The sequence below is a fragment of the Chryseobacterium taiwanense genome (assembly GCF_000813825.1).
GTDB lineage: Bacteria > Bacteroidota > Bacteroidia > Flavobacteriales > Weeksellaceae > Chryseobacterium > Chryseobacterium taiwanense.
Genome location: NZ_JWTA01000018.1, coordinates 27,943 through 54,300 on the forward strand (window position 1 = coordinate 27,943; position 26,358 = coordinate 54,300).

At 34.1% G+C, this 26,358-nt stretch carries 25 protein-coding genes; 6 read left to right on the top strand and 19 right to left on the bottom strand.

The features are described 5' to 3' along the window. Positions 1-139 precede the first annotated feature (139 nt). Together RM51_RS16835 and gyrA are read right to left on the bottom strand one after the other, a co-directional pair. Complete coding sequence (locus RM51_RS16835) at positions 140-1,183, bottom strand: tetratricopeptide repeat protein (protein WP_039372329.1); 1,044 nt, start codon at positions 1,181-1,183, stop codon at positions 140-142. A 29-nt stretch (positions 1,184-1,212) separates the two neighbouring features. Continuing rightward, positions 1,213-3,804 carry a DNA gyrase subunit A gene (gene gyrA, locus RM51_RS16840; RefSeq protein WP_039372332.1) on the bottom strand — a complete coding sequence of 864 codons (2,592 nt, stop codon included), beginning with the start codon at positions 3,802-3,804 and terminating at the stop codon, positions 1,213-1,215. Between the two features lie 149 nt (positions 3,805-3,953). On the opposite strand from gyrA, the gene RM51_RS16845 reads away from it, so the two are divergent. Beyond that, positions 3,954-4,268 (top strand): DUF4286 family protein, encoded by a 315-nt coding sequence (locus tag RM51_RS16845; RefSeq protein WP_039372496.1) that lies wholly within the window; start codon positions 3,954-3,956, stop codon positions 4,266-4,268. A gap of 53 nt (positions 4,269-4,321) precedes the next feature. Here the strand turns inward: RM51_RS16845 and RM51_RS19680 are convergent, their stop codons facing one another. The 7 genes from RM51_RS19680 to uvrA form a co-directional block, all read right to left on the bottom strand. Further along, positions 4,322-4,456, bottom strand: a complete 135-nt coding sequence (locus RM51_RS19680) for a hypothetical protein (protein ID WP_262483705.1) — start codon at positions 4,454-4,456, stop codon at positions 4,322-4,324. 227 nt (positions 4,457-4,683) lie between these two features. After that, on the bottom strand, positions 4,684-4,974 hold the full coding sequence (locus RM51_RS19425) for a hypothetical protein (RefSeq protein WP_131667094.1): 291 nt from the start codon (positions 4,972-4,974) through the stop codon (positions 4,684-4,686). Positions 4,975-5,084: 110 nt separating this feature from the next. Beyond that, the gene (locus RM51_RS16855; protein WP_039372336.1) at positions 5,085-5,579 is read right to left on the bottom strand and encodes a GNAT family N-acetyltransferase; all 495 of its coding nucleotides are present in this window, start codon (positions 5,577-5,579) and stop codon (positions 5,085-5,087) included. Between the two features lie 6 nt (positions 5,580-5,585). Continuing rightward, a complete protein-coding gene (locus RM51_RS16860; RefSeq protein WP_039372337.1) occupies positions 5,586-6,098 on the bottom strand; it encodes a DUF421 domain-containing protein in 513 nt (170 codons plus the stop codon). A 135-nt stretch (positions 6,099-6,233) separates the two neighbouring features. Further along, a complete protein-coding gene (locus RM51_RS19325; RefSeq protein ID WP_081999148.1) occupies positions 6,234-6,368 on the bottom strand; it encodes a bacteriocin-like protein in 135 nt (44 codons plus the stop codon). A gap of 144 nt (positions 6,369-6,512) precedes the next feature. Beyond that, on the bottom strand, positions 6,513-6,911 hold the full coding sequence (locus tag RM51_RS16865) for an energy transducer TonB family protein (protein ID WP_039372339.1): 399 nt from the start codon (positions 6,909-6,911) through the stop codon (positions 6,513-6,515). 240 nt (positions 6,912-7,151) lie between these two features. Next, positions 7,152-9,983, bottom strand: a complete 2,832-nt coding sequence (uvrA, locus tag RM51_RS16870) for an excinuclease ABC subunit UvrA (RefSeq protein ID WP_039372342.1) — start codon at positions 9,981-9,983, stop codon at positions 7,152-7,154. 185 nt (positions 9,984-10,168) lie between these two features. Between uvrA and RM51_RS16875 the strand changes: the two genes are divergently transcribed. The 3 genes from RM51_RS16875 (at position 10,169) to RM51_RS16885 (ending at position 12,201) form a co-directional block, all read left to right on the top strand. Next, positions 10,169-10,741, top strand: a complete 573-nt coding sequence (locus RM51_RS16875; protein WP_039372345.1) for a Crp/Fnr family transcriptional regulator — start codon at positions 10,169-10,171, stop codon at positions 10,739-10,741. A gap of 458 nt (positions 10,742-11,199) precedes the next feature. Further along, entirely contained in the window at positions 11,200-11,880 is a 681-nt protein-coding gene (locus RM51_RS16880; protein WP_039372347.1) for a type 1 glutamine amidotransferase domain-containing protein, read from the top strand. A gap of 21 nt (positions 11,881-11,901) precedes the next feature. Next, positions 11,902-12,201: a putative quinol monooxygenase gene (locus RM51_RS16885; RefSeq protein WP_039372349.1), complete on the top strand. Its 300-nt coding sequence runs from the start codon at positions 11,902-11,904 to the stop codon at positions 12,199-12,201. A 67-nt stretch (positions 12,202-12,268) separates the two neighbouring features. Here the strand turns inward: RM51_RS16885 and RM51_RS16890 are convergent, their stop codons facing one another. The 3 genes from RM51_RS16890 to RM51_RS16900 form a co-directional block, all read right to left on the bottom strand. Further along, positions 12,269-14,152 carry a type VI secretion system baseplate subunit TssF gene (locus RM51_RS16890; protein ID WP_039372351.1) on the bottom strand — a complete coding sequence of 628 codons (1,884 nt, stop codon included), beginning with the start codon at positions 14,150-14,152 and terminating at the stop codon, positions 12,269-12,271. Between the two features lie 22 nt (positions 14,153-14,174). Continuing rightward, a complete protein-coding gene (locus tag RM51_RS16895) occupies positions 14,175-14,615 on the bottom strand; it encodes a GPW/gp25 family protein (RefSeq protein ID WP_039372354.1) in 441 nt (146 codons plus the stop codon). 143 nt (positions 14,616-14,758) lie between these two features. After that, positions 14,759-16,174, bottom strand: coding sequence for an APC family permease (locus RM51_RS16900; protein ID WP_039372361.1), 1,416 nt, complete (start codon positions 16,172-16,174; stop codon positions 14,759-14,761). A 144-nt stretch (positions 16,175-16,318) separates the two neighbouring features. Here RM51_RS16900 and RM51_RS16905 point away from each other — a divergent pair, with 144 nt between their 5' ends. Further along, entirely contained in the window at positions 16,319-16,825 is a 507-nt protein-coding gene (locus RM51_RS16905; protein WP_039372499.1) for a DUF4920 domain-containing protein, read from the top strand. Positions 16,826-16,932: 107 nt separating this feature from the next. On the opposite strand, the gene RM51_RS16910 is transcribed toward RM51_RS16905, so the two are convergent. Continuing rightward, positions 16,933-18,042 (bottom strand): M14 family zinc carboxypeptidase, encoded by a 1,110-nt coding sequence (locus tag RM51_RS16910; RefSeq protein ID WP_039372501.1) that lies wholly within the window; start codon positions 18,040-18,042, stop codon positions 16,933-16,935. A gap of 844 nt (positions 18,043-18,886) precedes the next feature. Between RM51_RS16910 and RM51_RS16915 the strand changes: the two genes are divergently transcribed. Beyond that, positions 18,887-19,426, top strand: a complete 540-nt coding sequence (locus RM51_RS16915; RefSeq protein ID WP_039372363.1) for a helix-turn-helix transcriptional regulator — start codon at positions 18,887-18,889, stop codon at positions 19,424-19,426. Between the two features lie 288 nt (positions 19,427-19,714). On the opposite strand, the gene RM51_RS16920 is transcribed toward RM51_RS16915, so the two are convergent. The 6 genes from RM51_RS16920 to RM51_RS16945 form a co-directional block, all read right to left on the bottom strand. After that, on the bottom strand, positions 19,715-20,884 hold the full coding sequence (locus tag RM51_RS16920) for a proline dehydrogenase family protein (protein WP_039372364.1): 1,170 nt from the start codon (positions 20,882-20,884) through the stop codon (positions 19,715-19,717). 65 nt (positions 20,885-20,949) lie between these two features. Beyond that, positions 20,950-21,879 carry a UbiA family prenyltransferase gene (locus RM51_RS16925; RefSeq protein WP_052248547.1) on the bottom strand — a complete coding sequence of 310 codons (930 nt, stop codon included), beginning with the start codon at positions 21,877-21,879 and terminating at the stop codon, positions 20,950-20,952. 10 nt (positions 21,880-21,889) lie between these two features. Next, complete coding sequence (locus tag RM51_RS16930) at positions 21,890-22,816, bottom strand: mevalonate kinase family protein (RefSeq protein ID WP_039372507.1); 927 nt, start codon at positions 22,814-22,816, stop codon at positions 21,890-21,892. Between the two features lie 79 nt (positions 22,817-22,895). Beyond that, a complete protein-coding gene (locus RM51_RS16935) occupies positions 22,896-24,437 on the bottom strand; it encodes an MFS transporter (protein WP_039372365.1) in 1,542 nt (513 codons plus the stop codon). Positions 24,438-24,631: 194 nt separating this feature from the next. Then, complete coding sequence (locus RM51_RS16940) at positions 24,632-25,810, bottom strand: acetyl-CoA C-acyltransferase (protein WP_039372367.1); 1,179 nt, start codon at positions 25,808-25,810, stop codon at positions 24,632-24,634. 54 nt (positions 25,811-25,864) lie between these two features. Next, entirely contained in the window at positions 25,865-26,251 is a 387-nt protein-coding gene (locus RM51_RS16945; RefSeq protein WP_039372369.1) for a hypothetical protein, read from the bottom strand. Positions 26,252-26,358 lie beyond the last annotated feature (107 nt).

Below are 26,358 nucleotides of genomic sequence, written 5' to 3' on the forward strand. Positions count from 1 at the left end.
ATACATTAGCTTCTTCCGGTAGTCAGAATGACACGGAGCAATATTAAATGAAATATACAACAAGTTAAAAGCCCATTCTTATTAAACAAAAAACCGAAACAAATTGTTTCGGCTTATATTTAATTTTGTTGTAGAAAAATTATTTAGGCTGTTTAGCTTGAATTTCAGCTTCTTTAGCTTTCATTTCAGCCAATTTTGCTTGATTTTTAGTTATACCATAAATATCCTTCAAAGTAGATATTGCGTCTAAATTTTCTGGTTGAGCTTTATACCAGCTTTCAGCATGTGGTAAAGCCTGGTTAAATCTAGATTTTCTTTTCTCAATAAGCTCAGTCGCTTTATCTGGATTAGTTTTTCTTAACGAATTAATCTCCTTTACAGCCCCATCATCATCACCAATAGTAGCATATACTAAGTTTTGATATGCATTATTAAGTAATTTAGTATCATTAGCTCCCAGTTCGATAGCTTTTTTAAAGGATGTTATTGATTCCGATGCTGTTCCTGAATTCTTAGACTGTAAAACTCCTAAATTATACCAGTTTGTCGCATCATTAGGATTTTTAGCTAACTGTTCTTTTAAATTCTGCATAAATTTATCTGTATTTCCAGATGCATACAATGCAGATCCTTGATTTTCTTTTAATTTAGTACTATTAGGGAATTTTGCCAATCCTTTCTCAATAATAGCTGTAGCTTCATTATTCTTTTTAGCATTCAGTAATAAAGTTGATAAAGTTTCATATAAATCAGGCTCTACACTTTTAGTTTGCTCAGTATTAAAGTCTGTATAATCCCCACCAGTTTTTTTCAACAACTCCCAAGTAGCTTTATCATAACTAGAGACTTGGCCAGTTTTTTTATCTTTCGCAGTATATTGCGTTTGTACCCCTGTATAACCTGAGTTAATCAACTCTGTATAAATCTTAATTGCTTCATCTAAATTATTTGCTAAAGCATAATTAAGACCTGCGTAATACAAATAAATTTTATCTTCTTTTCCGTTAGTTTTTAATATGTCATAGACTTCTAAAAACTTTGGAGCTGCAACGGTATAATTTTTAGCATTATAAGCATCCATAGCCGATTTGTTAGCAGCCTGAAGCTTTGCGTTTACATCTTCTTTTTGACCAAAAGCAAATGTCGACGCAACGATAGCTATACCTAAAATTAGTTTCTTCATAATAACTATTTTATATTAATTGTACAATTTTATTCTTCTGAATCAGAATTCTCAGTTTCCTCAGTAGAATTTTCATTTTCTACCTGAGGTATTTCTGTATTGTTTTCTTGGTTATCAGCTACAGTTTCTTCTGTTCCTTCCTCATTTTCTTCAGAATCTTCTTCTACATCTTTGTCCATTTCTACTTTTGCAATGGCTGCAATTTCGTCATTTTTCTTAAGGTTAATCATTCTTACCCCTTGCGTATTTCTACCCATCACTCTCATCTCATCCATATTCATACGGATAGCAACACCGGATTTATTGATAATCATCAATCCATCTTCGTCTGTTACATTTTGAATAGCAATAAGATTACCTGTTTTCTCAGTAATATTTAAGGTAATAACTCCTTTTCCTCCTCTGTTGGTAATTCTGTAATCTTCGACTGCAGTTCTCTTACCATATCCTTTTTCAGATACTACAAGAACTGTTTCTTTCTCCACATCGTTCACAACAATCATACCAATTGCTTCATCATCATCTTCCATGGCAATACCACGAACACCGATAGAACCTCTACCTACTTCTCTTACTTTCTCTTCAGGGAAACGGATACATTTACCATTTTTAGTAGCAATCATAATCTGAGAAGTCCCGTTTGTTAAATAAGCTCCTAACAATTGGTCATTATCTCTAATTTCAATTGCATTCACCCCATTCACTCTCGGTCTAGAATATGCTTCAAGAGATGTTTTCTTGATTGTCCCGTTTTTCGTTACCATTACCACACTCATTTGATTCACATATTCTGAATCTTTTAAGTTGTTGGTTCTGATATATGCTTTAATCTTATCGTCTGGCTCAATATTAATTAAGTTTTGTACCGCTCTTCCTTTCGCTGTTTTTGAACCTTCAGGAATTTCGAATACTCTTAACCAATAACATCTACCTTTTTCTGTAAAGAACAACATATATTGGTGATTCGTTGCAGAAACAATATATTCTAAGAAGTCAGAATCTCTTGTGGTTGCCGCTTTGTTTCCTACGCCACCTCTACTTTGAATTTTGTATTCTGAAAGCGAAGTTCTCTTAATATAACCTGCGTGAGAAATTGTAAGAACTACAGACTCATTCGGGATAATATCTTCGATAGACATTTCTCCTCCTGAATAGTCAATTTCAGTTCTTCTTTCGTCGCCGTATTTTTCTTTAATTTCAATTAATTCATCCTTAATGATCTGGAATCTTCTTGGTTCATTCGCCAAAATATCTTCCAAGTCAGCAATTTCTTTCATAATTGCATCGTACTCATCACGGATTTTATCAAGCTCCATTCCCGTCAAACGAGCAAGACGTAAGTCAAGAATCGCCTGAGCCTGGATTTCAGAAAGCTCAAATGCTTCAATTAATCCTTCCTTCGCAGCTTGCGGATTTGCAGAGTGACGGATAATTGAGATTGCTCTATCTAGGGAATCCTGCGTTCCGATCACTTTCATGAATCCTTCTAAGATATGAGCTCTCTCTTTCGCTTTTTTAAGCTCGTATTGAGTTCTTCTTACAATTACTTCATGTCTGTGCTCTACGAAATGGTGGATGATATCTTTTAGATTCAATTGCTCCGGTCTTCCATGAACCAAAGCAATATTATTAACACTGAAAGATGTCTGAAGCGCAGTATATTTATATAATAAGTTTAAAACAACATTTGGAATCGCATCGTTTTTCAATTCATAAACAATACGAAGACCTCTTCTGTCCGACTCGTCTCTGATTTCGTAAATTCCCGGAATTTTTTCGTCTTTAACAAGTTCTGCTGTTCTAGCAATCATCTCTGCCTTATTAACCTGATAAGGAACTTCGTTTACGATAATTGCATTTCTGTTTCCGATTTCCTCGAAAGCAACTTTAGCTCTAAGAACGACTCTACCTCTTCCTGTATGGAAAGCATCTCTCACACCATCATAACCATAGATAATCCCACCTGTAGGAAAATCCGGAGCAATGATGTGTTGCATCAATTCATCAATTGTAATTTCTTTGTTATCAATATAAGCACAGATTGCATTCACAGCTTCCGTCAAGTTATGAGGAGCCATGTTTGTTGCCATACCTACTGCGATACCTGAAGTTCCGTTTACCAAAAGGTTAGGGATTTTTGAAGGCATTACTGTAGGTTCCTGTAAACTGTCGTCGAAGTTATTCTGGAAATCTACCGTTTCTTTGTCTAAGTCTGAAAGAACCTCATCAGAGATTTTTTTCAATCTTGCTTCGGTATAACGCATTGCTGCAGGCGGGTCACCGTCCATCGAACCAAAGTTACCCTGCCCGTCAACCTGAGGGTAACGTAAGCTCCAGTCCTGAGCCATTCTTACCATTGCATCATATACAGAGGAGTCTCCGTGAGGGTGATATTTACCCAAAACATCCCCAACAATTCTCGCAGATTTTAAATATTTTCTATTAGAAAAAACCCCTAATCCATACATACCGTAAAGTACTCTTCTATGAACGGGCTTCAAACCATCTCTTACATCAGGTAACGCTCTTGAAACGATAACCGACATCGAATAATCGATATAAGACGATTTCATTTCATCAACAATGTTGATAGGAATCAGTCTTTCTCCTTCTTTTTGCATAAACAAATTTTATTATAATGATAGTCAGACCCTTAGCTGTGTGTCTGAAAATTATTCTTTTTGAATTTTTATTAACGGGCTAATTTACGAAAAATTTGCCGATTTTTGCAGTAAAATTTATCCACAGAATCTTAAAAATTCATAAAAATATGAGCGTACTAAGTATAACTTTTCACTGCACGAAAGACAACCTTGAAGAATGGGAAAATTATATTGATGAAACATTGGTTTTAATGACAGAAAATTTATTAGACGTCAATAAATATATTCTTTCTGAAGTTCATAGTGAGTATATTGAGGACGGGAAAAACTACAATCTTCTTTTGATCTTTGACAATGACAATCTAAGGGATGATTTTGTAAAAAGCGAACTCGAAAATATTGCCGAAAGAATAGAAACAAAATTTGGACAGGAGGTGATGATTTTTAATACTTTCCTTAATCCTAAAAAAACCAGACTTTAATACACTTATAAAGCAAAAGCACTGAAAATTCAGTGCTTTTTATTTTTTTCATTCTAGTGATGTCTGTGGCCATGCCCCCTATGCTTGTAATGCCCCTTCCCTCCTTTTTCATAAATATATACTCGTTTTGCATGCCCCGGAGGAACTCTTCTCCCAGGATGTTCATGAACGATACACGATGTTAACATGAGCATTACTGTTGTAACTCCAACAATTTTAATCAATCCTTTCATTTTCTACTTTTTCAAATTTCTATATCCGAAATAATCAATCATAATGCCAAAGTTTTAAAAATAATATAATTTTATAAAAGACTAAAAAAGAATTAGCCTAAACCTGTGTCTATTAAATATTTAAAGACAAAAAATATTGAACAAAAAAAATGACTGTTAAAAAACAGTCATCTATATTCTTTTTATAATTTCACGATAATTACCGGTCTACTATGATATACACGATGCGGTCTGTGAGAATAATATCTTGGTCTTACAGGTTCATAATAATATCTTTTATAATGATGTCTTGGAGGTCTATGATAAACGACCGGTCTGTAGTAAGGTCTACGCGGACCATGATAATAATGTTTTGAATGTTTCGGCCCGTGACCATGTCCATTACCATGCCCTCTCTGCATAGGCGACGCTTGATAATACGCTAAGGAAAAGACAATTAAAAAAAATCCTAACGCTTTAGTTAAAAAATTCATAACAAGTTGTTTTCAAATTACAAGAAGAAAACTTACAAGACTAATGCCAATAATGCATTATTGTTGAATTCTATGAAAATTTTAAGAAAATTTATTATTTTTTTTCTGATTTAAGAAATCACTTCACTTCTTTTTTCCAGCATAGTAACATCTTTCCATGCTCCATTTAGCTTGCCTATTTTCTTTCTTACTCCTACCGTTCGAAAGCCGTTTTTCTGATGAAACCTTAAGGACGAATCATTTTCAGAGAAGATATTAGCTTGTAAAGTCCAGAATCCATGACTTTCGCTATCTAAAATCATTTTCTTTAACAACACCGAACCCAATCCTTTACCTTGGTAATTATCATCAAAATAAATACTCACTTCAGCAACCCCTTTATAAACTTCTCTTTTACTTACTGGTTTTAAAGCACACCAACCTACGATTTCATTATTTTCATTCTCCAATACCCAACGGCAATCATTGAAATAATCCATATTCCAGGCTTCTGCAGTGGGAATAGTAGTTTCGAAAGTTGCCATTCCACCATTTACACCCTGTTGAAATATTTCCAATACTCTTGCTTCGTCACCGGGAAGCATTTCTCTTAATTCGTAGTTCATTTTATTTTAATGGTATTTTCGTTTATTTTTTCTTTTAATTCTGGAATAATGCGTTTGCTTGTCTTTTTCATCCTCGGAAATCACACTTATATTTCCATCTACTTCAAGGATAGATAATTTTACATTTTTTATTCCATCCACTCCATGTTCTCTAATCGCCTCCTCCAATTCATCTTCAGTTATTTTCACCTCATCTAGCGCTTTTTGAATAACAACCCCATCCTTTACCAAAATTACAGGATCTTCTTCCATAAATGTTTTGAATGAAGGATTTTTAAACATTAATCTTTTTAAGATAAAATTGGCAGCAAACAGAACTAAAGCCGCAACCAATCCTCCCTGTAAAGAAGTATCTGGTCCCACCATTGCATTCTGAACCGCATTGGAAATTAGCAAAAGTAATACTACATCTCCTGCATTAAGCTGAGAAAGCTGATTTTTGCCAAATAAACGGATAGCGACCACCATGAAGAGGTAAACACAAAGTGAACGCACAACGACATCTAAAATAGGATTCACAATAGTTTTATTATACTATCAAATGTATTGATTTTTTATGAAGACTTTGAAATTATACATTAGAATAATATCCTATAGTTACTTCAATCAAATACTCATAAAAAAAACCGCCTCATAAAAAGCGGTTTTAAATTGTTAAGGACATTGTCCAATCGGAACTGTACTGCAAACTGTTTTGTTTAGTTTTTCACAGTAAACACAGTATTGTTTTGGTGCTCCACCGTACACAGACTTTAATTCTGTTTTTGTTAGTTTTTTTAAATTTTTCATATCGTTTTAATTTTGTAGGTTAAAGATAAAACGAAAATCGTCCTCAGTTATTATAAATTTCTGTTTGAAACTTTCACAATTTACACGTCAAAAAAAGCCACACAGAAATTCTGTATGGCTATATATTAAAAGATCTTACGAACCTCATCTATTGTCGATTTCTACTGTGACAGGCATCACATAGGTATATGCTAATGTATCTTTATTTAACTTTTTTGGTTTTACTTTCATATTGGTCAATACATTTTCTATTTCTTTACTTACATTTTTGCAATCCCCTGTAGAATGTACGTTAATAACCCTTCCATTCTCAGTAATATCAAATTTCACTTCTGAGTTCACAACTCCTTGTTTGTACTCATAATTTGCAAAATCAAAATTACCTATCAGTTCGCTTCTTATTTCATTCAAAGTCTCATTTCTATTAAGCTGAACTTCTTCAATTACATTATTATTCACACTTTGTGCTTTAAAAGTATTCATTACACTAGCAAATCCACAAACTAAAAATGAAGCAACAAATATTTGAATTTTATTTTTCATAACTCTTTGATTTTAAATGTTATATTAATTTTATTTTCTATCTCTTAATCAAAGTTATTAAAAATAATTCATATTAATTTCACATTGAGTTAACATTGAGTTAACATCAAAATATATAATATTGATTTTCAATATTATAAAATTATAAAATAATTGAAAATTTAACATTGGAAGGTAATATTGGGTACAAAAAAAGCTAAATCCGATTAGATTTAGCTTTTTATATTTTCTGAAAAGTAGTTATTCTAATTCTCGTTTTAAGAACTTCCCGGTCAAACTCTTCTTCGACTTTACAATTTCCTCAGGAGTTCCCTGCGCAACAATCTGTCCACCGTGTTTTCCTCCTTCCGGACCCACATCGATAATATGATCGGCAAGTTTAATTACATCCATATTATGTTCAATAATAATGAACGAATTTCCTAATTCTACCAGTTGATTAATAGCATCCATCAGGATTTTTACATCTTCAAAATGAAGCCCGGTTGTTGGTTCATCAAGAATATATAATGTATTTCCTGTTTGTCTCTTAGCTAATTCTGTTGCCAACTTGATACGCTGGGCTTCTCCCCCTGAAAGTGTTGTTGATTGTTGTCCCAAAGTAATATACCCTAAACCAACATCCTGCAACGTTTTTACTCTCGCAAAGATCTTAGGAATCGGCTGGAAAAATTCTACAGCTTCATCAATCGTCATATCCAGCACATCGGAAATCGATTTTCCTTTGTAGCGAACTTCCAGGGTTTCTCTGTTAAAACGTTTTCCGTTACATGTTTCACAGTGAACATAGACATCCGGTAAGAAATTCATTTCAATGACTTTCAAACCACCTCCCTGACAAGTTTCACATCTTCCACCTTTCACATTAAAAGAGAATCTTCCCGGTTTGTAGCCACGGATTTTAGATTCAGGCAATTCTGCAAACAGGTTTCTGATGTCTGTAAACATTCCTGTATATGTCGCAGGATTAGAACGTGGCGTTCTACCAATCGGAGTCTGGTCTACATCTACGATTTTATCAATATTTTCAAGACCTTCTATTTTCTTGTATGGTAAAGGTTCCTGAACCGCTCTGTAGAAATGTTTATTTAAGATCGGATATAAAGTTCCGTTGATCAAAGAAGATTTTCCACTTCCAGAAATCCCAGAAACAACAACTAATTTACCTAGAGGAATATCTAGCGTAACATTTTTAAGATTGTTCCCTGTAGCACCTTTCAATACTATATTTTTACCATTTCCAGCACGTCTTTCTGCAGGAATTTCGATTTTTCTTTTTCCGTTAATATACTGAGCAGTGATCGTATCGGCTTTCAATAAATCTTTTGGTTTTCCTTGCCAAAGAATTTCTCCTCCGAATTTTCCTGCTCTCGGACCGATATCCAACACCTCATCCGCTTCAAGGATCATATCTTTGTCGTGTTCTACCACTAATACAGAGTTTCCAATATCACGAAGGTTTTTTAATGAATTGATGAGTCTTTCATTATCTCTTTGATGCAGTCCGATACTTGGTTCATCCAAAATATACAATACATTCACCAATTGAGAACCAATCTGAGTTGCCAAACGAATCCTTTGCGATTCTCCACCGGAAAGTGTTTTTGAGCTTCTACTCAAACTTAAATAATCTAAGCCGACATCCAATAAGAACTGAAGTCTGGTTTCAATCTCCTTTAAAATTTCATGAGCAATAATCGCGTTTTTCTCTGAGAATTTATCTTTTACATCTGCTAACCATTCTTTTAAGTCTGATAAACTTAAGGCATTCACTTCAGCAATATTTTTTCCATCAATTTTGAAGCTTAAACTTGAAGGTTGAAGACGGGTTCCTTTACATTCAGGACAGGTTTCTTCCGTTGTGAAATGTCTTTCCAGTAAAATTGCTTCGTAAGATTCTCTTTCTTCAATAATCTCCTCCATAAAAGGAATTAACCCATCAAAACTAATTTTGATCTTCTTGGTAATTCCTGCGTATTTTAAGTCTTTATTAAATTCTTTATGACAACCGTTGTACATATAATCCAACGCTTCTGCCGGAATATCCTGAAAAGGAGTTGTTAATCCCAATCCAAAAATTTCAAGAATATTTTTAATCTGAGAAAGAATCCACTTATTAGATTTAATATCTTCTAAAGGCAACAAACCTCCCTGATTAATGGATAGTTTCGGATTTTCAACAAAATAATCGGTATTGATCTTTTTGATAGTTCCTAATCCTTTACAGCTTGGACAGCTTCCTTTCGGAGAGTTGAATGAAAATGTATTAGGTTCCGGAAGTGCTAATGAATGACCAGTTTCCGCATCCATTAAATTTTTAGAGAAATATTCAATATCCGTACTTCCCAGCTTTTGAATTCCGATCAATCCTTCTCCCATTTCCATCGCGGTTCGCAATGATTTTTCCATTCTTGCTTCGGAAGCGCTTTCTCCGATAATCCAACGGTCGATTACAATATCGATGTCGTGGGTTTTGTAACGGTCAAGTTTTAAATCATATTCAATATCCTGCAATTCACCATCAATTCTTGCCTGTCCGTACCCTTTCTTCGCCATCTGCACAAAAAGTTCGTGGTAATGTCCTTTTCTGGAACGAACAACAGGCGCCATCAACATAATTTTTTCGCCTTTGTAGTTTTCTTTAATGGTTTCAAGGATTTGATCTTCTGTATAGCTTACCAACTTTTGACCTGTTGTTTGAGAATATGCATCCGAAACTCTTGCATACAAAAGACGCAAATAATCATACAGTTCCGTAACCGTTCCTACGGTTGAACGAGGGTTTTTATTCGTCGTTTTCTGTTCAATGGCAATGACTGGAGATAATCCTTCAATTTTATCAACATCAGGACGTTCCAAACCTCCTAAAAACTGTCTTGCATAGGCAGAAAACGTTTCGATATAACGACGCTGGCCTTCTGCAAAGATGGTATCAAAAGCCAATGATGATTTTCCACTTCCCGAAAGTCCGGTAATTACTACCAATTCGTTGCGCGGAATTTTAACATTAATGTTTTTAAGATTATGTTCTCTGGCTCCGTAAACTTCTATATATTCTGTTGATTTACTCATAATTTGGTGTGATTTTACCTGAAAATCACGATGTGCAAAATTACGGATTTTTTAGGAATTTTTGGTGTTAAAAAATGTAAGTTTATTAATGCGATTATGACTGAAGTTATGACAAAGAGGGTTGAAACATCGTTTTTCTTTTAACCAAATTTTTAATTAAATTTACACTACATAAAACCCCGGTCATGAACAGACTCCGAGAACATATCGAAGCAATAACTCCACTTACGGACGAGGAATTTGAGTCTGTGAAAACATTTTTTACCATTAAGAAAGTTCGTAAAAATCAGTTTTTGATTCATGAAGGAGATGAAGTGAAGTATGAATTTCTCGTTTTGGACGGAATTTATAAGGTTTTTTATATTGATGAAAATGGAAAGGAACATATTTTACAGTTTGCGAAAAAAAATTGGTGGATGTCCGATTATATAGGATTTTTTAAGCAACATAATTCTAAAATGTTCATAGAATGTCTTAAAGATGGCGAGGTGGTAAGTCTTACTTTACAGGGAAGAAATCAATTGGCGGCGGATTTTCATAAAATGGATCATTTTTTTAGAATAAAATTAACCAATGGTTATATTGCTTTGCAACAGAGAATTATTCATTTGTTATCAAGCACTCCTCAACAACGTTACGAAGAATTTGTAAGATTGTATCCTGATCTTATTTCAGAAGTTCCTAAAAAATATGTAGCGGAATATCTTGGAGTAAGTCGGGAAACTTTAAGTAGATTATATTCTAATACTAATAAGTGATTGTTTGTCGTAGCGTGTCATTGCAAGGAAGGAAGCAATCAGTTTCTTTAAATACTGATTTTATAAATTTTTCTTTTCATTTGAAGAGATTGTTTCGTCACTTCATTCCTTGCAATGACGTAAAACTTACTTCTAATACTACACCTAGATCCTTCCAGGATGACAAACGTTGTGGATATTTCCCATATTTGAATGAATAACTTCTACCTAGCCCCGATTGCCGCGGCATCCTTTTTTTGCAATGGGAGAAGAAATGCCAAAAAAGATACAGCAGAAAGCGGGATTAAGCTCCAAATAAAATTTAAAGCCAAAATATCGAAGTGTGATCCAGATCACGCTTTTTTTGTGACTTCACTCCTTCTATTGAGGCATCGGATCGACATACATTTGCTATAGAAATTAAAACAATTTCAAAGATCAAAACAAATAAATATTAATTAACTAAAAAATGTAACATCATGAATCCAAAAGTATTAATCATTGTATCCAATGCAAACTCAATCGGACCAAATCACAGAAGAACTGGAACTTTCTTATCTGAAGTTGCGCATCCTTACGCAGAATTTGAAAAAGCAGGGTATCAAATCGATTTTGCAAGTTTAACAGGTGAATCTCCGTTTTTAGATGCTTTAAATTTAGCCGACGATCCTGATAATTTAAAATTCTTAACCGGAAAAGGTTGGCAAGATATGCACAACGCAGGAAAATTATCGGATGTAAATATCGATGATTACGACGCTGTTTTCGTTCCCGGAGGAATTGCTCCAATGGCAGATATGCCAGAAGCTCCTGAACTTAAAAAAGTGATTGCAAGATTTTATGAAACCAATCGTGTTGTCGGAGCAGTTTGTCATGGCCCAGTTTCTCTTTTAAATGTAAAACTGAGTGACGGAAGTTATCTCGTAAATGGTAAAAATATTACATCTTTCACGACTGAAGAAGAAGATCATTATGCAAGACCGGATGTTCCTTTTGATTTACAAACATCTCTGACTGAACAAGGAGCGGTTTTCCATACAGCTGAACCCTGGTCTGCAAACAGTATCGCAGATGGAAATCTTGTAACTGGTCAGAATCCTGCATCTGCAAAAGGTGTAGGTGAAAAAATTGTAGCACTTTTGGAAGCTAAAAAAGCATAATTTAATTTTAAAATTAAGAAAATGGATCAAAATAATGTATTTGTCTGCGCAAAATGGCAAGTAAAAGAAGGAAAACTGGAGGCTGTTCTTCAACTGATGAAAGAAGCTGCAGAAAAGAGTACTCAGGAACAGGGTAATTTATTCTACAATCTGCATCAAAGTCAAGAAGATCACAATACAATCATTTTATATGAAGGGTATACAGATGCTCATGCTGTTGAAACACACCGAAATTCCGAACATTTTAAAAATATTGTTGTAGAACAGGTGGTTCCTCTGCTGGAAAATAGAGAGGTGATTCTTATGAATCGTTTATTTTAATAATGTGTTTTTAAACAGTTTCGGGCGAACCAAAGGTTCGCCCGAAACTGTTTATTTATTTCAAATCTTAATTATCAGAAAAATCAGAATCTTCATTCGTTACTTTTACGACATACTCAATTCCGTCTATTGCTTTTGAAATAATACGGTTTCTAAGCATATTCGCCATATTTTCCCAGTACATTCTTCCGTAAAAAGAATAGTTTTGAGGAATGATCTCTACTTCCACCGTACGCACAAAACCTTCTTTAGGCTTATTGCTGATCATTGTTCCTCTGGTTACTCTTACTTCTTTTAGCTCATCTTTCAGCACCATTCTGCAATAGTTTTTCACATCTTCCAAAGAAATAATCTTATCTCTGGTGGTTAAAGCATATTTATAAGCCTGAATGCTGTCTGTTCCTTTTTGTTCTTCCGCTCCTCCAATAGTCTCGGTAAGAAGCACCAACATCTGAGATTTCAATTGATTGGAAAGTTCCGTTCCGGGACGCATATGATTTGCCAATGTGGAATGTGTTACCCAAAATGAAGCATAAGTGTGATCTGTTTTATCAACAGGCTCCATGATCACATAATTCAGCTCTTGTTTAATGCTTCTTTTAGCATTATTTACTTTTTGGATCATAGACTTCATTCTGTCTGACATTTCACTCAGAATACCTTTTACATTGTCTCTGTTCAACAGTGAAAAAGCAGCAATTTCATCTCTGGTCAGCTCCAGTACACTTGCAATCATATCTACTGCATTTCTGTTAGAAAAACGTTCCATACCACCTTTTCTCACAGTATAAAGCCCTTTCTTAAGATCGTCGCTTGGTGTAAACGGAATTTCTGTATATCTTCTTCCGTCACCATCCTGAACTTCATCTACGTATAAGAAATGTTCTCCGTCGTCTGTTACCAGAGGAATATTATTCCCCATAATATCAAGACTGTATTCTGTTTTCTTCCAGCCTCGGTTATAAATAGGGAATGCATTAAGTACAAATGAAAAATTATCTAAGATCTCAGCAGAAAACTGTGGCGGAAATTCAAAAGTAAGCCACAAGAATTTTTTCCCATCCAGATATTTGTTGATTTCCTCTTTATAGTCTAGAAAATTTAAATTCTCAGGCAACTTTCCTTCTTCGGTAAATAGGCTTTCCGAAATTCCTTTTATTTCTATAAATTTATGATGATAGATACTTTTAACGTCTTCTACAATCTTATTCTGGATAGACTGTTCTTTAAAAATTTGCTCATAACCATCGGTTACATTATCTTTAAGATAGGTCAAACCTTCCCTAATAAACAATGGATTATTGTTACTTGTCACGGTAATATACGGCAAGAGCTTATACACAAAATCAATATGTTCAAAAGCAGGATTTGAACAGTAAATACTTAGATTCTTAGGGAATTTTTCACTGCTGTATTTCGATACGTTAATTCCTATGGTGATCTTTCTGTAATCTTCCGGTCTTCCCTGAAATCTTGCAATGGGAACTTTATTAAGCCTGTCATCAATACCATAACATGTATTTCCTACAAACATGACAGAAGTCTGCGCTTTATTAATCCTTACATTGCCTACCGGAGTAAAAGGAATATTAATCTGCTTATCAGATTCAGATTTTACCGTAGAAACCATCTGTTTTCTGAAGAAAAATTCGGTATGCTCCAGCAAAACCTCAGTAGATTCTGTAGGGTTTGTAAAGGCCACTGCATGAGCAGGCACCGGATGGGTATAAATAGACGGAGTAAGAAGCTTTGCCAGTTTTTCTAAAATTCTGGCATTTACCGTCTGGATTTCGTTGTTCGCTTTAAAAACTTCAGTACTGAATGCATCAATTAATAATTTTACAAAAGGATCTAAAGACTGCGGACTTTTCAACCCCCAAACTTTAGTTGCATTCTGCAGCATTCTCGCTTTTACCGATTCTTTGGAATATATATTCTGATCTAAATTCATAATTTGTGATTACCATTAAAAATTAATCAATAGACATTGGGCTCAAAAATAATTCTGTCGAAAAGCTAAAACGCTCTCCCGTCATCTCCATTTTTGCATTAATGGCTATTTTTACTTTTTTCTTAATTTCCGTGTGTTCTTTTGTATCGTAATTATGCTCTACAAACTGAATATGAGCTTCAATTTGCGGCTGTACGATTCGGGGTTCGTATTCTTGTATCTGCCTTTTCAGACTCTTAATGAAAACATTTTCCCAAACAGCACTGGTAACTCCATTATCGAATTCCAGATTCCAAACATCGTTTCCGTAATTTTCATCATATCTATTTTCGCCTTTTTTGGTCGTTATCAACAACATGATATTGTGAGCAATACTTTCACCCATATCGCAGGTGTCAATACTTCCTCCCTCCGTCATTAATGTTGATGGAATAAAAGGCATTCTGTAATTTGGTGTGTCCATGATTCAACTTCTGTGGTTTACTTCATAATTCTGGTTTACTTGAAAAGAACTACCAAATTAAACATTTTTCACGAAATAGAGTATTACTACATTTGAAAATACTTATAATAAAAAAGCTGCCCGTTTATTGAGCAGCTTTGTATTTATTCTTCAATTTTCTTATTTCTATTAATAAAATAATAGACTGGAAGTCCGAGTAAGACCATTAAGAATCCCGGCCAAGTGTATTGTTGTTTGTAAATTAATAACAGAATACAAAATCCCGCTCCAATCAATAAATAAATAATTGGTGTCACAGGATATAACCATGTCTTATAAGGTCTTTCCAAGTTTGGCTGCTTGCATCTTAAATAAATCACTCCAAAAACGGTAATCATATAAAACAATACAATCACAAATGAGATCATATCCAAAAGATTCCCATACTGACCGCTTAAACATAGCAAAGAAGCCCAAACTCCCTGCATCCATAGCGCATTGGCAGGAACTTCATTTTTATTGTTTTTTTCAGCTTGTTTAAAGAACATTCCATCTTTTGCCATCGTTTGGAAAACTCTCGCTCCGGCTAAGATCAATCCATTATTACAGCCAAAAGTAGAAACCATTACCAACACAGCAATAATTACCGTTCCCGCACTTCCGAAAATAAAGTGAGAAGCAGCGACCGCTACTCTATCATTTTCGGCAAACGCAATTGCATCTCTATCCAGAGCATTTAAGTAAACATAATTAACAGCAATATATAAAATCATGACAGCCGTTGTTCCGTAGATCATTGATTTTACAACATTTTTCTTTGGGTTTTCAATTTCTCCCGAAACAAAAGTTACACTTTCCCATGCTACAGAACTGAATACAGAACCTACCATTGCTGCTGCAATTCCGCCCATTAAAGTCATACCGCCAATAGGTTCCCAACCTTCTTTCAGAAAATTACCAAGCGTATCTTTTTTAAGGTTATTAAAAGAATCCATTCCTAAACTGAAATTTTCAGCCAAATGCGAAATATCTACTAAAATAAAACCTGCAGCGATCAGTCCTACCAAAGCAATAATTTTAGAACCTGTAAAGATATTCTGTAACAGTTTACCACTTTCGACCCCTCTTGTGTTGATGTACGTAAGCAAAAGGATAATCGCAATTGCCAAAACCTGAATCCAGGTAATTTTGAATTCTCCACTTTGAAAAATAGGTGCCGCATCATTTAAAGCAGGAACCAAATACGCCGTAAACTTACCAAATGCCATAGCTACTGCAGCAATAGTTCCTGTCTGGATCACCGTAAACAATCCCCATCCGTAAAGGAAACCCATCTTTTTTCCGAAAATTTCTTTAAGATAGGTATATTGTCCACCTGCTTTGGGATACAGCGCAGAAAGCTCTCCATAGCTGATTGCTGCGGCAACGGTCATGATCCCTGTAATTACCCAGACAATGATCAGCCAGAATCCTGAGCCTAGATTTCGCATCATATCGGCGCTTACGATAAAAATTCCGCTTCCGATCATAGATCCCATTACAAGCATAATGGCATCCCAAAGTTTTAGTTTTTTCTGCATAGTGAAGTATAGGCCTCAAATATAAATAAATATGCAATTGAGTTGAGAATTTTGTTTTAAATTTCAGGCACAACCTGTTTTTTATCAATTTTTTCGGAAGTTATGATTCAATTTTTATTAGTACTTTTGAAAAAAATATTAAAAATGAAATTCAAAGCAATATTATTTGCAGTAGCGGTAAGTGCTTCTACTTTAGCTTTTGCACAGGAATCAAAGAAAGCAGGTCCACCGGCAGGAAATGCTCTTGTAGGTGATACTTACGGAGGTGGTGTAGCTTCCAATACAGAATCAAAAGCAATCTCTGTAGATAAATTAAGTAAAAAGCTTAAAAAAGAGAAGAAGGTAGAAAACGTAGCGATAAAAGGGAAAGTAACTGACGTTTGTGATAAAAAAGGATGTTGGTTAACGATTCAAACAGAAGACAATTCTAAGTTTTTCGTAAAAATGAAAGACTACGCATTCTTCGTTCCTACTGCTTTGAAAGGTAAAACGGTAGTAATGGACGGAACTGCTGAAAGAAAAGTAACTTCTATAGACGAGCAGAAACATTATGCAGAAGATGCTAAAAGACCTCAATCTGAAATCGACGCGATCACAACACCGAAAGAAGAGATCAGATTCGTAGCTAATGGAATTAAAGTCGTAAACTAAATCAAAACAAGTTTGTCATTCTAAACGAAATGAAGAATCTCAGATTTCTCCTATCATCGAAATGACAACAGCATAAAATAAAAGCGGAACAAATTGTTCCGCTTTTTTTAGTCTTCTATCGTAAAGCTTACTTCTGCATCCAGCTTAGGATATTTAGTAGCCGAAATAAATTTCTTTCCTGTACAGTCTATTTCCAGCCAGCCTTTTCGCTGTTTTACATCTCCTGCCTCCATTACAAAAGGGATAAAAGATATTTCATCCTTCCCCTCTTCCTTTATCTCTCTGTATTGTACTGCTACATCCAAAATACATTCATGCTCTGTATTCAGTTTTACATTTCTGTAAATAATATCGTAGTGGGTCTCTCTATTCTCAGGAATCGTAAGATAGTTTTCCCAACCTTCAACTGAGGAATTAAGCTCACTAATCGCTTTTAAAGCATAATAGAATGCGATAGTATAATATTTCCTTGTTCCTTGTCGTGTATAATCATCCACAAAATGTCCTCCTTCAAATAAAATGGTAGGCATTCCTGCTTTAATGAAATTATCCCCTGTAGAAGTAGGATAAAATTCATCCGAATATCTTCCGATTTGATTAGGGATCATTTCTTTTAAGTGATTATAAACATCAGCAATTACCGCCATACACTTTTTCCTGTTTTCAGTCACGGTTCTTTCTACATCTTCAGAAGGTGCCAAGAATGATAAGGTAGCAGGATGAATAGCATCTGTAGTAAAAATCGTTCTTTGCTCGTGAAGATTCAGAGCGTAGTCGTATTTCTTAGAAGCTACTGTTTCTTTAAGGAATTTAATCTCCGTACTCGCTTCGTTGTGAAAATCTCTATTTAAGTCGATATCTGCAGCATTCAGCCTTGTCCATCTTTCCGAGCCATCCGGATTTAACATGAAAATAAAATCCAGTTGAATTTTACTAAACAATTTCTCCTTCAGTTCAGGAGCTTTATCCAAGGTTGTAAGCAAGTCGAGCATTGCGTGTGTTGCGTTGGATTCGTTTCCGTGCATTTGCGACCATGCAAGAACAGCAATATTGCCACTTCCAATAGTTAGTTTATAAATAGGTTTTCCTAAGTAGGACTTTCCTATCTCTTGAATATAATCGCCGAGATTCTCCTGTAAGTAAGAAAATAATTTTTCAGGGGAAATATAGCGATTAGGAAAATCAGGATTCTGCTGATACATCTGTTCAAAGTTCATTCTGTAATAATTTACAAGAGTCAAATTTAACCATTTTTGAGAGAAAAATAAAATTAACATTTGTAATTACACTAAACAATGTAAATTGCCATAATGTCTGTGGATAAAATTGTGGATTAATGATAATTCAAAATAAAGTATTTATATTATTTAAATTCAGTTAGTTACAAAGTTTATCTAAATCTATATTTAAACTTAACTTTAAGTGTAATTTACCCTATTTATCAACATTTGGGTGTAATTCTATTAAACATCAAAAAACGTTAAAAACACTGTTGATAACTATTTTATACAAATGTAAATTGTTAATAATTATGTTTGAAATTTTAAAATTTTTGTCATTTTTAGTGTTCATCTAAAATTGCTAAGTTGTTTAAGGGGTTTATCTGGAAAAATAAATTTTACTCTAATGCAGTAAATGCTTGAATCCCCTTTTAATGGTTATTTAGGGGTAATATACCAGTCAATTTTACACTTTTAGACTAGAATTTAGCAATGTAATCAGGCACTTATGGTATCTCCTACCCTAAAAGCTGAAATAATGGCAATAAAAGCTATTAAAAGACCATTAACAGGATATTTAGCGGATATAAAAAATAGAAAATAATCATTAAGTCATTTATTTCATCTTTTACTTGAAGTAGAATGTAAAAAAGTGAATTTTGGGGAAAATTTGTTTATTAAAAACTACAGTTTAATTTTACAAACAATGTAAATAGCTGTTTATAAGCTATTTATTCATGTTTACAAATGTATTGTCAATAAGTTTAAAGATATTTACATTTGTACTTTGCATTTGTAAACTTTATTTTTACATTTGTAATCCCATTTAAAACCAATTTTTATGAGTTTAAACGAGAGAATTTCCAAGGTTATAGAATATTCCAATCTTACCCCTTCCGAATTTGCGGACGAAATAGATGTTCAACGTTCATCTATTTCACACATCACTTCCGGAAGAAACAAACCCTCTTTGGAGTTTATCATAAAAATAAAATCACGCTTCCCCGAGATTCTTTGGGATTGGTTGGTAACAGGTGAAGGTAAAATGCTGAAGTCGGATTTACTGGAAGAGAAAGAAATTTTCGAAGAGGAAGTTGAAGAAGAAGTTGCAAAGCCTACTTCCCTTCCCGATCTTTTTACTATGATGAAAGATGATGAAGATTTCGGGACTGAAGAGCCTGAAATTATCACTCCCAAACAAAGTCCTGGAGAATCGTTTATACCGCATCAAAGTACAGCACAGGAAAAAATATTCGATTCTCAGCGATTAGATAATTCACATCAGCAAATAATAAATCAACCATCTGTAAATCAACAAGGTAAGATAAAACGAATTGTTATCTTCTACGAAAACGGAAAATTTGAAAGTTTTGAGCCATAAAAAACCTGATCAAGAAAAGACCAGGCTAAAAAATATTTGAGAAGAAACTAAAGCTAGTGCTTTATTTTTTTCAGCGTATTACGTTAAAATGATTCAATCATTCCATGTGCTTTCATGATAGACAACTAAAGTACAAAATAAATATTAAATAATCAATATAAAATATATTTTATTATTAATTACTTGCGTTTTAAATACTTTTAATATATATAATCAATTAGCCATTGCAAATCATAAAAAAAGCCCTACAATATTTGTAGGGCTTTACTATTTTTTAATGGGAAAAGGTTATTTACCTTTTCTTCTTTCCAATTCTTTTTTAATAAGACCAAGCTCTCTTCCTGTTTGTCCGGCAACAGAGGTATTTTCCTGAGCTCGTCTTGTAAGATAAGGAACAACATCTTTTACAGGTCCGTAAGGGAGATATTTTGCCACATTATAGCCCTTATCAGACAGGTAGAATGTAATATTATCACTCATCCCGTAAAGTTGTCCAAAATATACATGATCGTTGCCATTTTCAAGGTTTTTAGCCTTCATTTTGTCCATTACCAGCTCTGAAGAGATCTCGTTATGGGTACCGAAGAAAGCAGAAACTTTATCCAGATGATTCATTACAAAATCAATTCCTGCATTATAGTTTTTATCCGAAGATTCTTTGTTCGGCTGAATCGGATCTGCATATCCTTTTTCGGCTGCTCTGGCTCTCTCTTTTTCCATATAAGCACCACGAACAATCTTATACCCAATAAAGTACCCTTTTTCTCTTGCTCGCTGAAGATTTTCCTCCATATATTCCAATCTTCCGGTTCTGTACATCTGGATGGTATTCCAAACAATCGGTTTTTCCTGATTATACTTCTCCATCATTTCTTCACAAAGATGATCTGCAGCATCCTGCATCCATGTTTCTTCTGCATCTACCATTACTTTTTTATCATGTTCATGGCAAAGTTTACATACTTCATCAAATCTTCTCACCACTCTTTCCCATTCTTCTTTCTGGCTAGAAGTAAGTTCTGCATTGCTACCAACCGCTTCGTACAAATCAATTCTACCGAAAGCAGTAGGTTTAAAAACGATAAAAGGAATCGCAGGATTTCCTACAGAAAATCTTACAATATCTTTAATCTCATTACAAACCGCATCAAAAGTAGCTTCATCTTCTTTACCTTCAATAGAATAGTCGAAAATACTTCCTGCTCCTCTTTTGAACATTTGCTTCACCACTTTCATACTTTCTTCACGGGTTTCACCACCGCAAAACTGCTCAAACAAAGTGTTTTTTACAATTCCGGTAACAAAAGGAAAGTCATTATGAACGGTGAAATTAAGAACAGAAGTTCCAATTTTAGTTAGTGCAGGCTGCTCAATCATTTTGAACATCCAATACGCTTTCTTTAACTGTGCGTCAGATTTATCTGCAAATGCAACTTTAGTATCGTTAAAAATGGGCATTACAATTATATAGTTTAGGGTTCTGCAAAGGTAAGCATAACCTGAGTTTTTTTAAAGATTTTTTTCTATAATTTACCTTCTATTCCGTTTAAAAGCATGGCAATAATTCCTATGAAAACCCAAAATCTTAAAATATTGAGTGTCAAAAATTTACTCTTTCTGGAATGGTTCAAAAGAAGATAAACACAAAGTATCATTACAAATAATCCTCCTGTAAAGTAATAGGCCATAAAACCGGAAATTCCGGTACGCATGATCAATTTCATTGAAACTGCCATGGTAATCATCAGTAATGAAATGATAATGATTTTGGTGTTTTTACTTTTAAAATAATTCGGAATGGTTACATATCCAAATGCTTTGTCTACACTTTTCGTCAAGGTATCTTTTACAATATCAATGCATAAAAGTATCAGAAACAGGAAAATTGCCATCAACAATACCTTCTTGGAAAAGGTTCCGTAATACACCATCATTCCAAAGAAAGGATATAGTGTAAGGCTTACAAAAGTAAGATTGTTTAAAATTAAAATCCGACTCAGTTTATGACTGTAAAACCACATAAAAAATTGATAGACAACAAAAAACAAAAATACTCTATGTGAAATTAACCATGCAACTCCTAAGGAAAGAATGCTTAAAAACAAATAAGCATATAAGAAATATTTCTGCTTGATGAAGCTTTGAATTCTGGTCCTGAATGGTTTTACCACATGATCTTTTTCAAAATCATAGAATTGATTAATAATTCCTCCTGCGAGAATGGTAAGTACCGTGCAGAAAATGATGCCGTGAACCTTAAAATCAAAGACAAATTTTCTGAAATTTTCGTCCTGATTAAAAAGAAAAAATGTGGAAACGTATAAGGCAAATGTAAGTAAAGCAGCCACAAAAAAGCGAGCTCCTAAAAGAAAGCCCACGAATTGTGAAAATCTGTAAAATAAAGATTTCTGAATATAATTTTTCTGTTGGAAAGTTTCTTTTTCAGAATTCATTCCAGGTTGTTTAGAATCTGTAAATCACCTCTTTTTGGAAACCGTCAAGCATTTTTTCTGCTTTTTCGTAATCTTGGGTAAAGCCCAAAATATATCCTCCACCGCCACTTCCGCAAAGTTTCAGATAGTAAGCATTAGAGTCTAATCCTTTTTTCCAGATATTAAAAATACTTTCAGGAATCATTGGACGGAAATGTTCGTACGCCCAATGGGAAAGTTTTTTAAGGTTTCTAAAGAAAGGATTCATATCTTTTTTAAGGAAAGATTCAATACAAGCATTATTATAGCGTATGAACTCTTCTTTCAGTGTCTTACGGAACCCTTCTGTTTTCATTTTTTCGAAGAAAATCTGAATCATAGGTCCGGTTTCACCTGTAATTCCTGAATCTATCAAGAAAATTGCTCCTTTCCCTGCCTGACCATCCGGAATAGCCACTTTATCTAAATTCTCTTTATTTTCAATAAGAATCGGAAGATTCATATAGCAAATCAAAGGATCCATCCCTGAACTTTTACCATGGAAATAGCTTTCCATTTCACCGAAAACAGCTTTTAGATTTTTTAAATTTTCTTTAGAAATTGTTTCCGGATTAAGCTTCTCAACCGAATATTTTTCAAAAATAGCAGCTACTAAAGCTCCAGAACTTCCTACTCCATATCCTTGCGGAATATTGGAATCAAAGAAAAGTCCGTTTGCAATATCTGCTTTAAAATGATCAATATCAAGCTTAAAGTCTTCTGAAAAACTTAAATCAGCTAAATAATCTGAGTATTTCTGTAGGTGATGGTTCGATTTTTTTTCAAATTCTGAAGCAAGGTCAGAGTATTTTAAAGTTCCTTTATAAAAACTGTAAGGTACTACCAAACCTTGGGAATCTTCGATCATTCCGTATTCACCGAACAAAATTATTTTTGCGTAGAATAAAGGGTTTGTCATTTCTTTTACAACAATTTTAAAACTTTCTTTATGCAAAGTTACATATAATTCGCCTGATTTTAAGCAAATATCAAGCCAATTACAGGGTTTCTTTTTCTTTAAGCGTCTTCAAATTCAGAAAACGTATCAAAATTAATCCGACAAAGAAAAATAATGCCATTGAAAAAGCCGCAAATCTCATACCAGAAGCAGACGGCAATTTAATATCAATTTTAGCAAAAATTTCGATTAATGTATCATATTTATCAATAAATAAAGCAAAAACAAATGTCCCGATAATGATCGCCAGTTTTTCAAGCACATCATAGAAGCTGAAAAATGTAGTATTTTCCATTGAATCTTCGGGTAAAAGTTTTGAATAAGTAGATCTAGACATTGCCTGAAGACCTCCCATTACAAGACCTACAACAGCTGCGACTCCGTAGAACTGATATTCTACGGTAGGGTTTTCTTTGTTTAAGAAAAACGCCCAGATACAAGCTACGATCCAAAGAACAATAGCAATGGTAATCACATTTTTGTTTCCTATTTTTTTAGATAATCTTGAGAAAAGTACGGCTCCGATAATTGCTTCTATCTGGATAACCAATAGAGTACCAATCAGCTTATCCTGAGGAAGGTTTATTTCACTTTTCCCGAAAAGCGTAGCCATCAGGAAAATAGTCTGCATTCCCACACTATAAAAGAAGAAACTTGATAGGAAGAATTTTAGATTTCTGTCTTTAAATAAGCCTTTACCTACTTTAAACAGTTCTCTGAAACTTTCTTTGGCAATATCTTTATAAAAGCTGATATTATCTTTTAATACTTCAAAGAATCCTCCCTGTTCTGCATGTTTTTTGAAAATGTTTTTATAGTTCAGAAGCACTAAATCTTTCGGAAGTTTTTCTTTAACATCTCCAAACTGAGGTAAGTGTTTGAATGTATATTGAGAGAACCCAAACCACCAAGCTCCTGTCAATAAGAAACTTATTCTTGTAAACAGTAATTGTTGTGCTGCTCCTTTAGCAAAAACCTGAATCAGTACCAAACAAATAATTACCAATACTACGGAACCAATATATCCGTAAACGTATCCTTTTGCAGAAAGGGCATCTTGTTTATCGCGTGTTGCAATATCTGGTAAAAACGAGTTATAAAATACCAAACTTCCCCAGAAACCGACACTCGCAGTAATACTAAACAGCAATCCTAAAAATACATTGTGCATCCCTGTAAACATCGCTAATCCCATACAAGAAGTAGCTCCTAAGTAACAGAAAAACTGTAAAAACGATTTTTTATTTCCGATTGTATCTGCCAATGATGATAAAAATGGAGATAGTAATACCACAATAAAGAAGGAAATAGTTAATGAATACCCATATACCGCATCCGGTTGATATTCTTCTCCGAAGATCTTAATCATGTGTCTCACCGGAACATTTATCCAGGATTTTGTTTCTTCTACATATTCTTTCTTTTCGTAAGCTGTGGTAAGAATTGAATAATATATAGGAAAAATAGTGGATGTAATTACCAGAGAATATACTGAATTTGCCCAGTCATAGACCGCCCAGGCTTTCATTATTTTAGGATTATTCTTTATAATTTGAGGTTGTGGATTCTCAATTTCAGACATTTCAAAAAAGTATTAATAGCACAAAAATAACAAAACCGCTGAATATTCGGAGTTTTTTATTTTTTTTCGGTGAAATTTTATTATTGGGTTAAAATTCGGGCTCTTGTTCATGGATATTTTAGCTTGGAGTTTATGCTAAAAACAAAAATCCGGAAGCTCTGCTTCCGGATTTGATTTACTATTTAAAATAAATATTAGATATTTTCAATAACAATAGCAGAAGCACCACCACCACCATTACAAATCGCTGCAGCACCATATTTTGCATTGTTTTGCTTCAATACGTTGATCAAAGTAACAATAATTCTAGAACCTGAGCTTCCCAGTGGGTGACCAAGAGCAACCGCTCCTCCGTTTACGTTTACTTTTGAAGCGTCTAATCCTAAGATTTTATTGTTTGCTAATCCTACTACAGAGAAAGCTTCGTTAAATTCGAAGAAATCGATATCTGTAAGTTCTAATCCTGCTTTTTTAAGTGCAATTGGCAATGCTTTTGCCGGTGCAGTTGTAAAGTTTTCAGGCTCTTGAGCTGCATCTGCATAAGAAACGATTTTTGCCAATGGCTTAAGACCTAACTCTTCCATTTTTTCTTTAGAAACAAGGATCAAAGCTGAAGCACCATCATTAAGCGTTGATGCATTAGCTGCTGTTACAGTTCCTTCTTCTTTTTTGAATACTGTTGGAAGTGTTGGTAACCTATCGAAATTTACTGCTTTATATTCTTCATCTTCTGCAAAAATAACTGGTTCTCCTTTTCTCTGAGGAATTGAAACCGGTACTACTTCTTCAGCAAATTTCCCTTCGCTCCAAGCTTTTGCAGATCTTTTGTAAGATTCGATAGCGAAATTATCCTGATCTTCTCTTGTAATGTTGTAGTCAGTAGCACATTTCTCTGCACAAACTCCCATATGAACTTTGTTGTAAACGTCTGTAAGTCCATCAAGAACCATTCCGTCCAACATTTTTACATCTCCTAATTTTGTAGCATTTCTTGCGTTATAATAATGAGGAACTGAAGACATATTTTCCATACCTCCAGCAACAATTACGTCTGCATCACCTGCTTTAATTGCCTGTGCAGCCATAGAAACGGCTTTCATTCCTGAAGCACAAACTTTGTTTACCGTAGTAGATGGCGTTTCAATAGAAAGTCCAGCTCCTAAAGCAACCTGACGAGCCGGAGCTTGTCCTTCACCTGCCTGTAAAACGTTCCCCATATAGATTTCCTGAACCAATTTCGGATCAAGACCAATTTTATCTAATGCTCCTTTTACAGCCACAGATCCTAATTTTGTAGCCGGAACTGTTGATAAGCTTCCCATAAAACTTCCCATAGGAGTTCTTACTGCGGAAACAATGAATACCTCTTTCATGTCTATACTTTTATTTTTTATTAATTTTTGAACCTTTCGGTTATGTATTATGTTTTAATTCTTTGTATTGTCTTTCACCACAATCATTAAGCAAGCTCCTAAAAACTCTACTATCCATCCCCATTTTAACTTAACTATTCCAGCAAATGTTTCTACCCATGATTTAAAAGGTAAAAAACTAAAATATTCTTTGGATTGAAACTTAATTGCGAATAAAGTAAAGCAAAATAGCAGTAATAATAGAATTCCAAATATTCTTCCTATTTTGATATTATTATTTACAATGCCAAAAACAGCACAAGCTGATAAAATCCAGCATGCAATGGCTAAGTAATGATTAAGATCCCAATAATTCCAATTTCCAACCACAGGAACGTGAACTAAAGGCAAAAAACTACCGATAATTACTAAAATTAACCCTACTAATTGAATATTTTTCATATTTCTTAAAGTGCCAAAATACAAAAAAAAACACACTTAAAATCAGTGTGTTTTAAAAACGTATTATTTATAGGCAATCAATTATTAATAATAAAAATTTCAAAATA

Coding starts and splice junctions, on each gene's coding strand:
- RM51_RS16845 (WP_039372496.1), top strand. CDS start 3,954: ATGAGCGTACTAAGTATAACTTTTCACTGCACGAAAGACAACCTTGAA.
- gyrA (WP_039372332.1), bottom strand. CDS start 3,804: ATGCAAAAAGAAGGAGAAAGACTGATTCCTATCAACATTGTTGATGAA.
- RM51_RS16925 (WP_052248547.1), bottom strand. CDS start 21,879: ATGAATTCTGAAAAAGAAACTTTCCAACAGAAAAATTATATTCAGAAA.
- RM51_RS16915 (WP_039372363.1), top strand. CDS start 18,887: ATGAGTTTAAACGAGAGAATTTCCAAGGTTATAGAATATTCCAATCTT.
- RM51_RS16905 (WP_039372499.1), top strand. CDS start 16,319: ATGAAATTCAAAGCAATATTATTTGCAGTAGCGGTAAGTGCTTCTACT.
- RM51_RS16875 (WP_039372345.1), top strand. CDS start 10,169: ATGAACAGACTCCGAGAACATATCGAAGCAATAACTCCACTTACGGAC.
- RM51_RS16895 (WP_039372354.1), bottom strand. CDS start 14,615: ATGGACACACCAAATTACAGAATGCCTTTTATTCCATCAACATTAATG.
- RM51_RS16910 (WP_039372501.1), bottom strand. CDS start 18,042: ATGAACTTTGAACAGATGTATCAGCAGAATCCTGATTTTCCTAATCGC.
- RM51_RS16835 (WP_039372329.1), bottom strand. CDS start 1,183: ATGAAGAAACTAATTTTAGGTATAGCTATCGTTGCGTCGACATTTGCT.
- RM51_RS19325 (WP_081999148.1), bottom strand. CDS start 6,368: ATGAAAAATTTAAAAAAACTAACAAAAACAGAATTAAAGTCTGTGTAC.
- RM51_RS16855 (WP_039372336.1), bottom strand. CDS start 5,579: ATGAACTACGAATTAAGAGAAATGCTTCCCGGTGACGAAGCAAGAGTA.
- RM51_RS16940 (WP_039372367.1), bottom strand. CDS start 25,810: ATGAAAGAGGTATTCATTGTTTCCGCAGTAAGAACTCCTATGGGAAGT.
- RM51_RS16890 (WP_039372351.1), bottom strand. CDS start 14,152: ATGAATTTAGATCAGAATATATATTCCAAAGAATCGGTAAAAGCGAGA.
- RM51_RS16920 (WP_039372364.1), bottom strand. CDS start 20,884: ATGCCCATTTTTAACGATACTAAAGTTGCATTTGCAGATAAATCTGAC.
- RM51_RS16885 (WP_039372349.1), top strand. CDS start 11,902: ATGGATCAAAATAATGTATTTGTCTGCGCAAAATGGCAAGTAAAAGAA.
- RM51_RS16880 (WP_039372347.1), top strand. CDS start 11,200: ATGAATCCAAAAGTATTAATCATTGTATCCAATGCAAACTCAATCGGA.
- RM51_RS16945 (WP_039372369.1), bottom strand. CDS start 26,251: ATGAAAAATATTCAATTAGTAGGGTTAATTTTAGTAATTATCGGTAGT.
- uvrA (WP_039372342.1), bottom strand. CDS start 9,983: ATGAGTAAATCAACAGAATATATAGAAGTTTACGGAGCCAGAGAACAT.
- RM51_RS16900 (WP_039372361.1), bottom strand. CDS start 16,174: ATGCAGAAAAAACTAAAACTTTGGGATGCCATTATGCTTGTAATGGGA.
- RM51_RS16935 (WP_039372365.1), bottom strand. CDS start 24,437: ATGTCTGAAATTGAGAATCCACAACCTCAAATTATAAAGAATAATCCT.
- RM51_RS16930 (WP_039372507.1), bottom strand. CDS start 22,816: ATGACAAACCCTTTATTCTACGCAAAAATAATTTTGTTCGGTGAATAC.
- RM51_RS19425 (WP_131667094.1), bottom strand. CDS start 4,974: ATGAATTTTTTAACTAAAGCGTTAGGATTTTTTTTAATTGTCTTTTCC.
- RM51_RS16865 (WP_039372339.1), bottom strand. CDS start 6,911: ATGAAAAATAAAATTCAAATATTTGTTGCTTCATTTTTAGTTTGTGGA.
- RM51_RS19680 (WP_262483705.1), bottom strand. CDS start 4,456: ATGTTAACATCGTGTATCGTTCATGAACATCCTGGGAGAAGAGTTCCT.